Source organism: Pseudomonas sp. CVAP#3 (assembly GCF_018986375.1).
Taxonomy (GTDB): Bacteria; Pseudomonadota; Gammaproteobacteria; order Pseudomonadales; family Pseudomonadaceae; genus Aquipseudomonas; species Aquipseudomonas helvetica.
In genome coordinates this window covers 414950-429053 of sequence record NZ_JAHMSC010000002.1, presented here as the reverse complement: position 1 = coordinate 429053, position 14104 = coordinate 414950, and the positions used below count along the sequence as shown (strand labels likewise).

The window sequence follows — 14104 nt, the reverse complement described above, 5'->3', positions numbered from 1 at the left end:
TAAACCATCTAGACTCCAACGCAGAAGTGCTGAAGTTTCCCGCAAGTATTAGCCCTTGATAGCGAGCCACTCCCACCCAAATACCGAGTACACAAATCATGTGTGAATCCTGTGATTCAAGCTCCACGCCGGAGGCAGACGGACGGCGTCGTTTTCTCCGGCTTGCAGGACTAGGCGCCAGCGCCCTGCTGCTTGCCGGTGTGCTGCCTGACAGCATCGCCCAGGCCGCAGAGAAAAAGGCCTCGCCTCCAAAACCACAAAATGCGATCAGCCCCGACAAGGCCCTTCAACGCCTGATCAACGGTAACAAGCGATATATCAACGGCACCTCAAAGACACACGACTTCAAGGCCGAGCGTGAAGCCTTGGTCACCGGCCAGAACCCGTTCGTAGCAGTATTGAGTTGTGCTGATTCGCGCATTGCCCCCGAGTACGCGTTCGACACGGCCCGTGGCGACCTTTTTGCGGTGCGTGTCGCGGGCAACTTCGTCACGGAGGAAGGCCTGGCAAGCCTGGAATACTCGGTCCTGGTGCTTGGCGCACCACTGATTCTGGTGCTGGGGCATGAAGACTGCGGCGCACTCAATGCCGGCATCAAGGCAACAAAGGACAGTGCGGTTTTCCCCGGTCAAATCCAGAAACTGACTGACGCACTGAGGCCCTCTATCGAGAAGGTACTCAAGGATCCGGGAAATCTTCTCGAGAACGCGACCGTGCAAAACGTCAAAGACACGGTAAACAACCTCAAGAAAGCCTCACCTGTGCTGACTGAAGCGCTGAGCAAGGGCACATTGAAAGTTGTCGGGGGCATCTATCGCCTGGCCAGCGGCAAAGTGGATCTGATTGCCTGATTCGCAAGATGCATCTCACCCAACGGTGAGATGCATGGCTTGTACTTGCTGGCGAGCACCACTTAGAGGGGCCTGGCTTTATCGTGCAGTGTTTCCAGCTCGCTCTCGACCGCGCTTTGAACATCCTTCCACTTTTTCGGATTATCTGGCTGGAGCTCGTCGCGGTCCTGCCGTGCTTCACCTGAGCGGCTTGGCTCAGCTGGTTTTTTAATACGTGGTACTTGCGGATCGGTCTTCATGGCTCACCTCTCGTACGCCTTGCAGTCGATACGTATTAGAAGTTTAGAAACGCTCCATGTTCAAAACCAGTACCAGCCAGCGGCAAATTTCAGGCAAAAAAAAGCCCAAGCAGCTGATGGACGCTTGGGGCTTAAAAATGCGTAAACCGTGGTAGGTGAACACGGACGCGATAATAGCTCACCACTCGAGATGTAACAAGATATTTACATCTTTTTTCACACAAAAAATCACCTAAGTCCTTAAATAACCACACTTTCTAAAGGTCGCAGCTCGTACATCGCTACTTCAGCGAGAGCTTGGCGCTATTGAAATGCCCTCGCTCGCATCACCGTAAATTCGAAAATGCCTTACTTCTCCGGCATCCATGGTCGTTACCACCTCGCGTAAGGAAATGCCTAACGAACACAGACCGTTACCCTTCAGGTCTTCTCCTGCGCCGACAAAGACTTCCCCGGGTTTGGTGAAAAATCTTGCTCCTTCACCAGGTCCCACTCGCGCAACAAAATCACCGTTCACATAAACACCGATGTAGCAGGCCGAACCCAGCAAACCGCCATCACGCGTCACAAAAATCGTTCCGCTGTTTCCCTCGATGGGTTGCTGAAACGCAAAAACCCGATCACTTGGAACCCGAGCGGCTTTTTCTGCTGGAACTGGAGAAGTCATGCACCCTGAAATGAATAAAAAGGCTGCAACCCCTAGCAAAATCCGCATGTTGAGCCCTCGTAAATCTAAGCCAAGGCTTTATCACCGGCGAGCGAACAGGATGGGTCCCGGGATCGGGATCCCATGACTGAATGCATGACAAAGAGTATAGATGTCGGGGATGAGGACCTGATCGTCTGCCGTGGCTGGCCAGGATTATTTCTACGCCGTTTATCGCCCGCTCGGGCCGCTCAACATCCATTGCATGAACGCGCCGGAAGACAATGGGACAGAAAAGAAATACCCCTGCCCGACCTCATAACCTTGCGATCTGAGAATGTCGCGCTGGGCAGCATGCTCAATGCCTTCAGCAACAACGTGCAAGGAAAGCCCCTTACCAATACCGATAACGGACTCGCTTAATGCACGGCAGGAAGCATCGTGCTCCAGGTCATCAACAAAACTCTTGTCCAGTTTCAGCTCACTGATCGGCAACCGCCGCAAGTACCCCAGGCTGGAATAACCCGTGCCAAAGTCATCGATCGCCAAACGCACACCCAAGGCATGCAGGTCCTGGATGGTTTGCTCTGAACCAGGGCTGTTGCAAAGCAATACGCCTTCCGTCACCTCCACGCACAAATCGGCGGGCTGCAATTTACATCGGCGCAATTGCTCGGCGATCAGCCCCACCAGATTCAGATTGTGAAAGTTGATCGGTGACAGATTGATCGACATGGACGGGACCACGAATCCTTGCTGGCGCCACTGCGCCAATTGCCCGCTGGCCTCTTGCAATATCCACTGGCTCAACTCATTGATTAACCCGCACTCCTCGGCCAAGGGGATGAATCGCATTGGAGAGATACTGCCCAGTGTTGGGTGTTCCCAGCGTGCCAGCGCCTCTACGCCGACAAGACGCCCGCTCCTCAGATCGACTTGTGGCTGATAAACCAGCTGAAGAGCATTGTCAGCCAGGGTCACACGCAACGCCGTCTCAAGTATCAAACGTTCCTGAGCGATCTTGTTCATCTCTTCGAGAAAAAAACTGAAGCTGCCACGGCCGGTACGTTTGGCCTGGTACATCGCAATATCGGCGCAATGCAGCAGGTTTTCCATATCCTGCCCGTCAACTGGAAACATGCTTATACCGATACTGGCCGACAGGACCACGGAGGTGCCGGCTATATTGGCCGCAATACTCAAGGTCATCTTCAGCCGCTCGAGAAAGGTCGTGACCTGCGTGGCATTCATCCTTGGAAGCACCAGAACGAACTCATCGCCGGATAACCGCCCGACAATGTCCGACTCCCGGAGCACGCTGCGTAGCCGTTGCGCCACGACTTGCAGCAACTCGTCGCCCGAAGCATGCCCCAGCGCATCATTGACCTGCTTGAAGCGGTCCAGGTCGACAAACAGTACCGCCAGTTCAGCCTGCTCCTGAGCAACTTCGGCAATGGCGCGGTCCGCTTGTGCCAGCAAAAAACTGCGATTGGGCAAGCCGGTCAACGCATCATAAAACGCCATTCTTCGAATGGATTCACGCGCCTCTTCCCGCTCGAGTGCCAACATGCACAGGTGCGTTCCCGCCGTCACCAGGTGAGCATGCAAGGTATCGGGACCGCGACATTCCCTGAAATAGAGTGCAAAGGTGGCAGCGATCCGCCCTGCTCCGTTGCGCACAGGAATAGACCAGCACGCTCGCAAACCCGACTTTTCGGCCAGAGACTTGTAATCCGCCCAGAGCGGATCATGGATGATATCCGTCACCAGAACCGGTTCGCCCCTGTAGGCCGCTGTCCCGCAAGACCCGGCAACAGGACCTATCGGTAACCCCTCGATCGCTCTCGAGTAATCAGTCGGCAAACCAGGGCTGGCCAGCGGGTGCAGAAATCCTTCCGGGTCCACGCTCAGGATCGAAACGATGACTTCTGGCGCGATGCGTTCGATCTCCTGACACATCAGGGTCAATACGCTTTCCAAAGAATGCTCTTTCAAAAGAGCCCCTATCACCTTGTCCTGTAACACCTCGTGCAGCTTGGACCGGGTGATGTCAGTCAGCACTATGACGATGTTGTCGACCTTCCCTTGAGCATCGAACACGGGGGTCGACGAAATATGCACCCACAACCGTTGACCATTACGCTTGCTGATCAGCGCACTGGCTTCACTGGGTTCACCACGCAGGACTCTTTCCAGCACCGCTTGCGCACGCGTTTCGGCCTGAATATCGGAGACAAAGAACATCAAAGGCGACCGTCCGATGACCTCCTCACGGGAATACCCGAGCAATCGAATGAGCCCGTCATTGACATAGATGAGACGCGCATCGGCGTCGACAATACAGGTGGCAGAACTGGTGATGTTGACCGACATCGACAGCAACCGGTGTTCGATATCTTTCAGGCGCGTCTGTGTCACATCCTTGAGGAAGGCCGCATAAAGGATTCGGCCCTGCAAGGTGATTTTTGAGATCGACATCGCGCCCCAACGCTCCTCACCATCCTTGCGCGTGATATGGATATCCCGGCTAGCGCCTATGATCTTGTTGACCCCGGTCTCCCGGTTTGCGCCGACATAACCGTCATGGTGGGGACGGATGACGTGAGGAACCAATCTATTGACGTTGCTTCCCAGTATTTCTACACGGGAACACCCCCAAAACTGTTCGGCAGCCGCATTGAAAAACACCACGTTGTTCTGGTCATCAATGACCACCACGGCATCGACAGCCTGCTCCAGTGTTTGCACGAAAAAGTCTTCTGCCTCTTCGCCGCTCGCCAGTCTGACTCTCGTGTCCATAATCGCCACTTTCCCAATGCCACCACGGCCCGCCATCCCTGGCTACGTGTGAGGCGTCATAAGAACCTTCAGAACAGGAAGGGGCCTACCATCGGAGCAACGCACACTACTGTTTCTATATCGAAGGGCGGGATTTATTCACTCTAGTCGCACCCATACGTCACTGCGCCCTTGGCTTGAAATCACAGGATAGCCTCGAAGTGACTGACCGACCGATCCAGTCCACCCGTACGACGCCCGAAAACGAGAAAGCCCAGCATCAGGCTGGGCTTTCTCGATTTCAGATCGACTCAATGAAGCTGACGCTGCCTCTGTAGCTCGGTCTTCAACCAGAGGCTTGCAGGTTGTACGCCTGCTGGACATCGCACTTCATAGAGGCTGCCACTCATGCTGCTTTTAGTGGCCGCCAGATCGATGAAGTCTTCTGTACTGCTGATCATGTTCTTGCCTTCGAGATAGTTCAGCTTTTTCTCCAGATGCGCCCGAGCCTGGGAGCCCGGATATTCGCTTCCGTTACGCACGAACCGACACTCACTGTGTTCGACAAAATCCAGCAAGCTCTTTATCTCTTGAGCGGCTTGAGGTGTGGTTTGAGCCTGGGCATTGGTCATCATTACGATCAGACCAATACCCGCCGCCATCAGCCATTGGCTGACGGGGCGAACCGTCCTTGCTGTCAGAGTCTGCATGACCTTTCCTCGTCCCGACCAGGTCTCAAGCATCAATCGTCTCTGTCGTCATGATCACGTTTGTGGTACCGACCTTCGCCCTGATCATTGTCACGACGCTCGTATCCACGGTCATCATGGCGATCATAACGACGGTGATACTCACGACCACGGTCGTGATCTCGACCGTACCCCTCTCCATCTTCCCAGTAAGGCCAGCAGCCTCCCAGCAGGAGAGAGCTTGAAATGGCCAGGATCATTATCGCTGTGCGCTTCATATGAACATCCTAAAAGCAAGGGTCAGTGCTATGGAGAAGGAATGTCGCTATCCGCAAGTTTAGTCTGGAGAGCGTTCAACCATAGATACGACCATCAAGCGGATCAATGATTCATTAGTGAGAGACGACACATTAAAAAACCAGATCCGGTGATCATCAAGTCTTATTGATTTCAGGGTCGTTACCGGTGCGCCTCGCGATTTCGATCCCCCAGTCCAGCGCGTCTTCCATGTCCAGCAGATGCGGTTTTGGGTCGTGGTCCTCAAAGAGGGCTGTGCCGTCAGGCTGGTAAACACCGATGAACATCTGCAACGAGCCGTCCCTCAGAATCTTGGCCCTGACCTCAATCTTGCGTCCGTTCGAAAGCGTTTCCGAGTGGATCATATGGCGCTCAGTCATGGCTGCATCCCTCTGGTGGTTGATAGTCGAGTAACCCGCACTAAAAAGCCGCCCTGTGCGGGGTTTTTGTTGCTCCTGTGTAAACCCTCGACGACGCGCCATTATCGCAGGTCGAACTTTGGCTTTGCCGCGCCCTCTACAGTTGTAGTGCTCCATCTTGAATGATGCGACGAGAGCAGCTTGGCGACAGGAAGCAACAACGCACGTTTCAAAATGCTCAATAGTCAAAATAGCAGTCTGAACACAAAAACCACTTATTGAGGTCCACAGCATGCGAATCACACTGCTTACCCTTGCTCTTGGTGCCCTGATCACACAAGGAGCAATGGCCGCTGGAGATGGCACCGCAGCCGTTGGCGGAGGCCTTGGCGGCGCACTGGGCAACATAGCCGGTCAGCAAATGGGCGGAAGCACCGGTGCAGCGATCGGCGCGGGTGTAGGGGGTGCTGCAGGCAGCGCTGTCGCTGCGCCGAGGGGCAACAAAACCAACGCCGCGATCGGCGGTGGGCTCGGGTCGGCGGGTGGTTCGGTGATTGGTCATCAGTTGGGTGGCTCAACCGGCTCCACCATTGGCGCAGGTCTTGGCGGTGCCGCGGGCGGTGCACTCGGCAATAACCTGTCCGGCGATAACCGCAATCACGACTCAGAGGGCAGAGGTCACAACGGTAAACACCATCATAAATACAAGAATAAGTACAAACACGATTAAACGGTTGAGTTGACGTGCACGTTCAAGCCCGATCTCGTGTCGGGCTTTTCCCTTCGACCCCGTCATACCTTTGTCACACCTGCCAAGCATACTGGGACCAGCCAAAAGGATTTGGCCCCATCTCCAGAAAATACGCCAACCCCCGTAGAGACTCCTTTCTTTGCCGGGATCGCTCCACCCGCGGCTATTTGCTATACGACGCCCTCCAGCCGGCAGTCCATGAGACTGCCGGGCTCGACACAAATCTATCCTGGCTCTGCTACATCGAACTTATGCACGGCGATACTCTTGTGCCTGATGATAGTCACCGTAGTAACGCCCACGATCATGTCCGCGACGGTCATGGTCATGCCAATACGGCCAGCAACCGACAAGTAACAACGCCGCTGACACCACAAAAATCAAAGCAGTTGTGCGTTTCATTTGATCATCTCCGGGCAGGCCCGTGCCTGACGTTATAGTTGTTTGATGTCCTCATATTGAGGAGGTTCAAAACACCCGGTTGCTGAAGACCCCACCCCACTGAATTGAAACCGGTCACTCATCCGCCTTGAAGTCCCCGAACTCGTGGGGCAGCTCCATCCAGGCATCAAGGCATGCGATCTGCCGCGCTACAGCCGCATCCCATTCCGCGCCTATAGCCCTGTTCTCACGCATCATTTTGTGGACGGCGACCGTAGCTTCTTCATATTCATGATGAACCTCTAACGCTTTCGCCAAAAACTCTTCTTGCCGGTTCATAGGAGCGCTCCAAGGACAGGTAAAAAGTATTGACCCGCAACCACTGGTGCGCCAATCGGCAAGAAGTCGTACATCGGATGTGTCTGTCGGCCCCCGCGAGCCGGCGAGAAGGTTTTTGGGTGAGAGGGTCAAGCGGCCGAAAAGAAGAGGGATCAATGAGCCCAATGCACTGGTGCGCGAGCAGTTGGCCAAAGTCGCAGCTACTTTTCCCTGTATCGGCAATCAGACTCATTGATCGTTGCCCAGCTCAATGTTGGGCGATTTCCATTTAGCCAAATGGAGATGCATGAGCACGCCGACAGCGTGCTATGCACTATTTTTTTAACAAAGCAGCTTCTGCACGTCTAATAACCTTTTACCCCGCCCTTATAGGCTCAGGAAATATCCCCACGCCCGCCGGTTGTCACCGAATCTAAAGCTGACTTTTACGTAGGTCCATCCGGACCGGACTCGACACTGCCAGCCACCGGCTACCGGTACATGGGTTATAAGAACGCAGATGGAAGTCTCAACGCTCATGCGCAGAAGACCATCGACACCCAGGAAGCCCTGGTTTTGACAAATTCGGTACTGGATACGCTGCGACAGAAGCTTTTCAGGTTCGAGCGCCTAAACACGTTGCTGCAGCCGATCCGTCTCCAGCGTGGAGTGATGGCCGTCTGCGCTTGAAGTTCGACACATTGCAGCGCTACAAGGACGAAACGCCGAACGTTAGTGTTCCGCACGAGTTAGGTGGCACCGGCCCGAATTTGGAGCCTTTCACCAAGGCCTACCCTGAGTACGGTACCGGTGGTTCAAGGCAACTTATTCCAAAACCGGGCGATCCCACTTACATTAAAATCGATGAAGTCGCTATTTTGCCGGAGAAATAAAAGTGCTGACCGACCAGCAGGCCCGCTTATCGCTCAAGGAATTGATTCATAAATACCTGAAAGGCAAAGATCCTGAGCACGATCGCCTGATCGAGATAGTTGAGGATCCTTCGCGCCAAGTGCCCATCAGAGGAGTACTTGAGCACATTAGAAAATTCAACAATGTGCAATTTACGCAACTAGAACTGGACCTGATCGACGAGCTTTTATACGCGTATGGGTAAGTCGATCTGTTATTAATAATCCTCCTGCGCGCAAAATTCACATGGCCTCTTTGAGTGCTTTCCACCTCCTTGGGTTCTTTCTGGCCAGTCCCCGTGGAAAGGGCAAATTCGCGAGCCGGGCGGCAATATGAGGATGTATCAAAACCAACTCGCTTTAGAGGCGGCCCTCATGGAGCTGGCGCTTCAATCCGAGGAGCAAAGGCTAACCGAGGTCGGCGAAAATATTCGTGGTGCGTTGTTTACGATCGAAGAGAGTGCGGGTCACCTTAAACAAGGTTTGGCGAAGCTCAAGAATAAAGGCCTCTGATCCAAGCTTTCGCTGATTTCGCGCCCCCCATTTGAGCGGCCGCATTTGCCGGGGAACGGATGACCAGACAATTGCTCTCATTCGCGGCCTCGCAGGACGAAGTACCTGGAGGACTAATCCAAATCCTGTTTCGCTCGACATTTCGGGTAGGCGCTGCAGCCCCAGAATCGCTCTCCTGCTCTATCGCCTGTCTTACGGATACGAATTTCGAAAGCGCTTCCACACCGCGGGCAACTGCGTTTCGCGAACGGGTCGTTTCGCTGTTTCAGGCGCTGTACATGCTCGTAATGGGTAGTGAGCGTACTGTCCCTCTTCCGGCTCTCCAGCGCCTTCACCATTACACTCACCTGCGCTTCGTTAAACACAGGCCGCTGAAAGGACTTGATATAGCGGATACAGCTGACGCCTTGGGTGACATTGTCCGGCATGACGGTCTTGAAGCTACTGCCGCCGACGAAGGCGATTACAGAATGGATGTGCTCGGGCGGAACGCTGAGCAGCGCTTCTAGTGCCTTCAAGTGCCTTCAAGTGCTTGTAATTCTGCCGCAGCGGGTTCTGGAACCTGAAGCGATGCCGGAAGATCTGCTGTGTCCACTGGGCCTGGCTCTCACCTCTGAAGATCCAGCCGCCCATGTTTTTCGTCTCCAGCACGAAAATGCCAAAAGGTGACAGGAACACATGATCGATCTGGGTAGTGCCATCGGGCGTATCCAGTGTGACGTTGTGCAACCGGCGGTAGACCTGACCATCCAAGCCATAGTGGGCGAATGTCCGCACCAGCCGCTCACCAAACCAGCCCTTGAACCAGGGTGTCTTGATGATGATGACCAGGAGCAACAATGGCAGCAGCCACTTCAGCATGTCGAATAGCGGCTGGAGCATCACAAAAATATTCATCGCGTCCTTTGCGTGTCGAACGTGTGTGAGTACACCGGATGAGGCTACTCCTTCACCCTTTTGATCCTTTCTAGCTTAGGCGAAGTAACCGGCGTCTGCTTTCGGCCCTGGCGGTGTAAAAAAGTTTTAAAGCAGGTTTTGACAATCCGAACTGGAACGAAAATCGCGCTTCTACACAATCTTTTGCGTCTGCTGAATTAACCAAGCGCTGGCAGATTTTACGTAGCGACGCAGGCTTCAAAACGGCGCCTGCGTATTTACACAACCAGGGAAAAACGGCCTGTCACGACGGGCGAAAAACGACCAGAAGTAGCCATTCATACCCCCCAACCTATGCAGAGATTCGATTTACTGGGAAGTTTCCGTCAAGCAAACGCCCCACCTTTTCCAAAATCGAATGTCCGGTTTCATTAGACCACTACAGAGTTCTGAATGGCGCTAGGGAGTTACTTGGCGCGGTAGTAGTGATATAGGCCGCGCAGCTTGTTCCGGGCTAGCCATATGATCACCATCAATATCCAAAACAGAGTTAACAGTTGGCCTAGGGCTACGGCCGGCGGCAGTTGTAAGCAGAGCAGGAAACCGATAATCAACGCGCCGTAGGCCGTCAGGCGATAGTTGAACAGCAACAACAAGGCCGGGATTAGCGCACTGGCCAAGGTGATACCGAGGATTTCCTGCATCTGATGGAACAGTATGTCGCGGCCCAGCGAAGTGCTCGTATCAATGGGGGTCAAAATGAACGTGAGGCGCAGGTAGAGGCGGACTAACGCATTGAGTACCAGACTCACCAGTAACAACAATGCCAAATTTTTTATCTTGGGCCACACTTTCATTGATTCGACCTTGAACAAGAGAGAGAAAAGCCGCCGATCATATCAGGAGCAAAACTCAACTGTAATCGATGGGCACAGCACCGTCATGGAGGTAGCGCGTCAGCGCTATCCAGCGTTTGAGGCTGTAATCCAACGCCTTGTCTATGGCGCCGTCCAGATTGGCGAGGGCCTTATTGATGTCCGGCTCAGCGGTAGAGCGTGACGGAGCCGTGTAACGTTACCCAGCAACTGAACGGATCGGCAGGCTTCGCGATCGAGCGCACGAACCACATGAAGCCCTGTTGCAAGTTGGTCTTGGCCAGAGCCAACAGCCGCGGATCAACACCTTCAATCTGGCCGATCTGCTTGAACAACTCGCCGGCGTCAGCTTCAAGCGCCTTGATGGAGTTCATCCCGTCGATTTCAGATTGAGTCAGGTTAAGGGAGGCGAAGGCCAGAAGACATTCGCGGAACGATTGGCGATACTGTTACGCCATCATCCATGAAAAGGAATTCGCTTATGAAGCGTATTTTTGCACTTTCGCTTCTCACACTCTCCCTCACCGCTTGCGATAAACCGGCAGAAAATACCAGCCAGACAAACCAGGTGTCCGCGCAGTGCTCCAAGGATACCGATTGCAAAGGCGACCGCATCTGTGAGAGTGGCCAGTGCACTAGCCCGAACACACAAACAAGTCTCACAGCTAATCCAAAACCTCCTGTGAATTTAACCCCACCAGCACCCAGCATCGCTTATCAGCCAATACTGATCTTGGGTGAAAAAATTGGCCCATTTACCATCAGCGGCCATGAAATCAACTACCAGTCTCGCGCTGGCGTCATGGATATCATGGGGCAAGTGATCGACGAGCCCGAGTACGCTACCTATGTTGGGATCGAAAAAGCCTACGCATTTGGCCCCAATAAATTCGTATTAGTCATCTCTACAGGCGAAGGCGGCAACTGCTGTCCTGCCACGACCTACGCCGTGAGCTTTGATACCCAAACAGAATCTGTCGACGGCAAGACATCAATTGACGGCTGCTCGGAAACAGTTGACTCACTGGCTGATGGGAACAAGCTCATCATTAAGAAAGAGGGTGCATCCACCGAGGTGTACAACGGTTTAGTCAAATAAAGACGAAACCCAAATGAAAAACCCGGCACAGTGGCCGGGACACTCAACGCCAACGGAAAGGCGGCCGGCAGCGCCACTCAGCAGGATGCCGAATCGGGCCTGCTGGTTGTGCACGGCACGCAAGATCCTGGAGTCAGCAACTCAACAGCCTTTGCGCTTGGCCGAAACAACGGCCAGGAAAACGCAGTGCTGGCTTTCAGCTGTAAAGACCACGGCGCAGACGCTGGGGCGATATCGCCAACACTTCGGGCAATGAATCACTCCGGAAGCCACGCGAACGCCGACGGCATGAAAGTCCGCCAGGCGAAGAAAAGCAAAGCCGGGTACGTCTGCGACGCCGACGGCCCGCGATACAAGGCGATCGGGAACAGCAAGGCGGTCACCGTCGTGCGCTGGATAGAGATGCGGACTCTTCGGCAGATCGAAGGCTGACGATGCCGGAAAATTGGCATCGGTCACTTTAAGATGGGCATGTAGTGGTCAACTTATCTCGGTTTCCTGAGCTGTTGGATACCGCTGGACCGACCCACCCTCACCTATTGCTTGATCTCTCGACTATCAGCTGATGAATTGATGCCTCGGGCTGGGAAATAGACGGCACTTGGCCGGACCTGGATTGAATCACCAGGTACTGCTGTGTGCGGGCCGTATGAAAACCCGATTCGCCTTCTCCATTTCTTCAAGTAGCTGTCGGCTCACAGAATAACGTCCGCAAGCAGGGCATTTGAACTCATAAAAGTTGCCTACTGGAAAAGCTTTATCGGAGCTCCCACTACATACAACACAGACAGCGATGCTCATAACCACCTCCTTGCGAATGACCATTCAACTGTAGCTGATCCCTGCTCGTGAAAAGGCACTGCTCAGCGCAATTTGGAACTACGCCAGGGACAAGGGTTACACATCCCTGGCCAACCCCTGCGCTGGCATCAAGGGCAATAAAGAGACGGGGCGGGACACATACGTCGAGGATGAGCTCTTCAAGCGTGTGCACAACAAGGCTGATGCCGGCCTGCAAGACGCCATGGACTTGGCTTATCTGACCGGTCAGCGGGTGACCGACACGCGACTGATGAACGAACGGGATGTCCGCGACGGCCAAATTTGGGTGCTTCAGGGAAAAACAAAGGCCAAGCGACGAATTGAGGTAACCGGTGAGCTGAAGGTTTTGATTGATCGAATCATGTCCCGAAAAACAGAACACAAGGTCCGCTTGACGCGGCTGATCGTTACAGAGGATGGCACACCAATGACAGTGGCGATGTTGCGGAGAAGGTTCGATTTGGCCAGGGAAGCCGCCGGTGTTGCGAAGTCTGAATTTCAGATGCGGGATTTACGCGCCAAGGCAGGTACGGATAAAGCTCAATCGAGTGGTGACATCATGCAGGCGAGAGATCAACTTGGGCATACGACCGTGGTTATGACAGAGCAATACATCCGAAATCGCCTGGGCAAAAAAGTTACGCCAACCAAGTGAATTGCGGACCAACTCCAAAATAGCGGACCAGAAACAAACAAGGGCTTGCATCAGCTTTCGCCCGCAAACCCTTGATATATATGGTGCCGAAGCCGGAATCGAACCGGCACGCCCTTACGAGCGGGGGATTTTAAGTCCCCGGAAAAAGCTATATAAACCGGTGTTTACAGCATGTTTTCCGTTCCGCAAACATGCTGTTTTCACATGCATAAGAGCCCCGGTTTGCGCGGGGTCTCAAATAATTGCGGAACGGAAAAAGCCCCGTAAATACAACGTTCGTGAACGCCTTACCCAGGAACCAACACCCATGGATTATGCCGATTTTGCATGCTGCCGAGCATTGGCCTGTTTGCGCTCAGGGCACCACCATGTCAAGGTGACCCCTAGATCTACGCAAGCCATTGATACTAAAGGGAAAACTATCGATTTTCACGAGATGCAAAACAGCCACATCACCCTATAAGAATCAATAACTTAGCGTTGTATATTCCTACAGTAGTTGATCAGTTTTGCCCCGTCATAACCTTGGCTACCTTCGCCAGATTAGCAGCCTGGCGCCCGACATTTTCAAAGCACTTATCCTGCTCCGCCATCTCAAGCTTCAAGCAGCTGAATGCGTTTTGCTGCACCTGTTGATTAGCGGAATAGAATTTGTAGCAAAACCCCGCCACTGCGATCAAAACGATTACGTACAAAATTTTACCCATGACAGCTTCCTTTTTTGAAGGCAGCAAAATTACCCTAAATACCCTCAAAAAAGAAGGCCATATAGTGGCACTCTCATTGCCCCCCCTTCCCGCCTTGGCGTCCTGCCGACCGAACACAATCACACACCCCTGCACCACCACGACTGTGCATAGAGGCAGCCGTCGACCTCTTCCAGACCGCTCATCGTAAAAGCGTTTGTGGCTATGCCGGACATAAACGCATCGATCAGCGCGGGCAACGGATCGGGGGTCAAGCGGCATCACCCGCCTTACCCTGGCGATATCACTCGTCCGATTCATCAGAGCGCACATCTCGTTGTTCACATTGATATCACCT

17 protein-coding genes, 1 tRNA gene and 4 pseudogenes are annotated in these 14104 nt (G+C 53.7%); 8 read left to right on the top strand and 14 right to left on the bottom strand.

Translation table 11 applies throughout. The features are described from left to right. Positions 1-98 precede the first annotated feature (98 nt). Positions 99-851 carry a carbonic anhydrase gene (locus tag KRR23_RS05735; RefSeq protein ID WP_216741706.1) on the top strand — a complete coding sequence of 251 codons (753 nt, stop codon included), beginning with the start codon at positions 99-101 and terminating at the stop codon, positions 849-851. A gap of 62 nt (positions 852-913) precedes the next feature. Here KRR23_RS05735 and KRR23_RS05730 read toward each other — a convergent pair whose 3' ends face one another. The 6 genes from KRR23_RS05730 to KRR23_RS05710 all read right to left on the bottom strand — a co-directional run bounded on the left by KRR23_RS05730 (position 914) and on the right by KRR23_RS05710 (position 5880). Continuing rightward, positions 914-1090 carry a hypothetical protein gene (locus KRR23_RS05730; protein ID WP_216741705.1) on the bottom strand — a complete coding sequence of 59 codons (177 nt, stop codon included), beginning with the start codon at positions 1088-1090 and terminating at the stop codon, positions 914-916. 286 nt (positions 1091-1376) lie between these two features. Further along, positions 1377-1805, bottom strand: coding sequence for a hypothetical protein (locus KRR23_RS05725; protein WP_216741704.1), 429 nt, complete (start codon positions 1803-1805; stop codon positions 1377-1379). 162 nt (positions 1806-1967) lie between these two features. Continuing rightward, positions 1968-4535, bottom strand: a complete 2568-nt coding sequence (locus KRR23_RS05720) for an EAL domain-containing protein (RefSeq protein WP_253911934.1) — start codon at positions 4533-4535, stop codon at positions 1968-1970. A 290-nt stretch (positions 4536-4825) separates the two neighbouring features. Continuing rightward, positions 4826-5224 carry a DUF5329 domain-containing protein gene (locus KRR23_RS05715; RefSeq protein WP_054598359.1) on the bottom strand — a complete coding sequence of 133 codons (399 nt, stop codon included), beginning with the start codon at positions 5222-5224 and terminating at the stop codon, positions 4826-4828. Positions 5225-5256: 32 nt separating this feature from the next. Then, positions 5257-5481 carry a hypothetical protein gene (locus tag KRR23_RS29035; RefSeq protein ID WP_253911933.1) on the bottom strand — a complete coding sequence of 75 codons (225 nt, stop codon included), beginning with the start codon at positions 5479-5481 and terminating at the stop codon, positions 5257-5259. 156 nt (positions 5482-5637) lie between these two features. Further along, entirely contained in the window at positions 5638-5880 is a 243-nt protein-coding gene (locus tag KRR23_RS05710; RefSeq protein ID WP_216741702.1) for a hypothetical protein, read from the bottom strand. A 271-nt stretch (positions 5881-6151) separates the two neighbouring features. On the opposite strand from KRR23_RS05710, the gene KRR23_RS05705 reads away from it, so the two are divergent. Next, positions 6152-6589, top strand: coding sequence for a glycine zipper domain-containing protein (locus KRR23_RS05705; protein WP_216741701.1), 438 nt, complete (start codon positions 6152-6154; stop codon positions 6587-6589). Between the two features lie 270 nt (positions 6590-6859). Here KRR23_RS05705 and KRR23_RS05700 read toward each other — a convergent pair whose 3' ends face one another. Then, positions 6860-7012, bottom strand: coding sequence for a hypothetical protein (locus tag KRR23_RS05700; RefSeq protein ID WP_216741700.1), 153 nt, complete (start codon positions 7010-7012; stop codon positions 6860-6862). Between the two features lie 114 nt (positions 7013-7126). Next, on the bottom strand, positions 7127-7330 hold the full coding sequence (locus KRR23_RS05695; RefSeq protein WP_216741699.1) for a hypothetical protein: 204 nt from the start codon (positions 7328-7330) through the stop codon (positions 7127-7129). 665 nt (positions 7331-7995) lie between these two features. Between KRR23_RS05695 and KRR23_RS05690 the strand changes: the two genes are divergently transcribed. The 3 genes from KRR23_RS05690 to KRR23_RS05680 all read left to right on the top strand — a co-directional run bounded on the left by KRR23_RS05690 (position 7996) and on the right by KRR23_RS05680 (position 8733). Then, positions 7996-8202 (top strand): hypothetical protein, encoded by a 207-nt coding sequence (locus KRR23_RS05690; protein ID WP_216741698.1) that lies wholly within the window; start codon positions 7996-7998, stop codon positions 8200-8202. Positions 8203-8204: 2 nt separating this feature from the next. Continuing rightward, a complete protein-coding gene (locus KRR23_RS05685) occupies positions 8205-8426 on the top strand; it encodes a hypothetical protein (protein ID WP_216741697.1) in 222 nt (73 codons plus the stop codon). A gap of 127 nt (positions 8427-8553) precedes the next feature. Then, the gene (locus KRR23_RS05680; RefSeq protein ID WP_253911932.1) at positions 8554-8733 is read left to right on the top strand and encodes a hypothetical protein; all 180 of its coding nucleotides are present in this window, start codon (positions 8554-8556) and stop codon (positions 8731-8733) included. 113 nt (positions 8734-8846) lie between these two features. Here the strand turns inward: KRR23_RS05680 and KRR23_RS05675 are convergent. From KRR23_RS05675 to KRR23_RS05660, 4 genes and pseudogenes are all read right to left on the bottom strand, one after another. Next, positions 8847-9630, bottom strand: a pseudogene (locus KRR23_RS05675) (NERD domain-containing protein). A 446-nt stretch (positions 9631-10076) separates the two neighbouring features. Continuing rightward, the gene (locus tag KRR23_RS05670; RefSeq protein WP_216741696.1) at positions 10077-10466 is read right to left on the bottom strand and encodes a hypothetical protein; all 390 of its coding nucleotides are present in this window, start codon (positions 10464-10466) and stop codon (positions 10077-10079) included. Between the two features lie 58 nt (positions 10467-10524). Further along, a pseudogene (locus KRR23_RS29365) lies at positions 10525-10605 on the bottom strand (hypothetical protein); the annotation flags it as partial. Between the two features lie 46 nt (positions 10606-10651). After that, on the bottom strand, positions 10652-10903 hold the full coding sequence (locus tag KRR23_RS05660) for a hypothetical protein (RefSeq protein WP_216741786.1): 252 nt from the start codon (positions 10901-10903) through the stop codon (positions 10652-10654). A 62-nt stretch (positions 10904-10965) separates the two neighbouring features. Here KRR23_RS05660 and KRR23_RS05655 point away from each other — a divergent pair, with 62 nt between their 5' ends. From KRR23_RS05655 to KRR23_RS05645, 3 genes and pseudogenes are all read left to right on the top strand, one after another. Next, a complete protein-coding gene (locus KRR23_RS05655) occupies positions 10966-11583 on the top strand; it encodes a hypothetical protein (RefSeq protein WP_216741695.1) in 618 nt (205 codons plus the stop codon). A gap of 30 nt (positions 11584-11613) precedes the next feature. After that, positions 11614-12015, top strand: a pseudogene (locus tag KRR23_RS05650) (DNA cytosine methyltransferase); the annotation flags it as partial. A gap of 415 nt (positions 12016-12430) precedes the next feature. Further along, a pseudogene (locus tag KRR23_RS05645) lies at positions 12431-13060 on the top strand (tyrosine-type recombinase/integrase); the annotation flags it as partial. A gap of 81 nt (positions 13061-13141) precedes the next feature. Here KRR23_RS05645 and KRR23_RS05640 read toward each other — a convergent pair. Beyond that, positions 13142-13247, bottom strand: a tRNA-Leu gene (locus tag KRR23_RS05640). A 316-nt stretch (positions 13248-13563) separates the two neighbouring features. Continuing rightward, positions 13564-13767 (bottom strand): hypothetical protein, encoded by a 204-nt coding sequence (locus KRR23_RS05635; RefSeq protein ID WP_216741694.1) that lies wholly within the window; start codon positions 13765-13767, stop codon positions 13564-13566. Between the last annotated feature and the right edge of the window lie 337 nt (positions 13768-14104).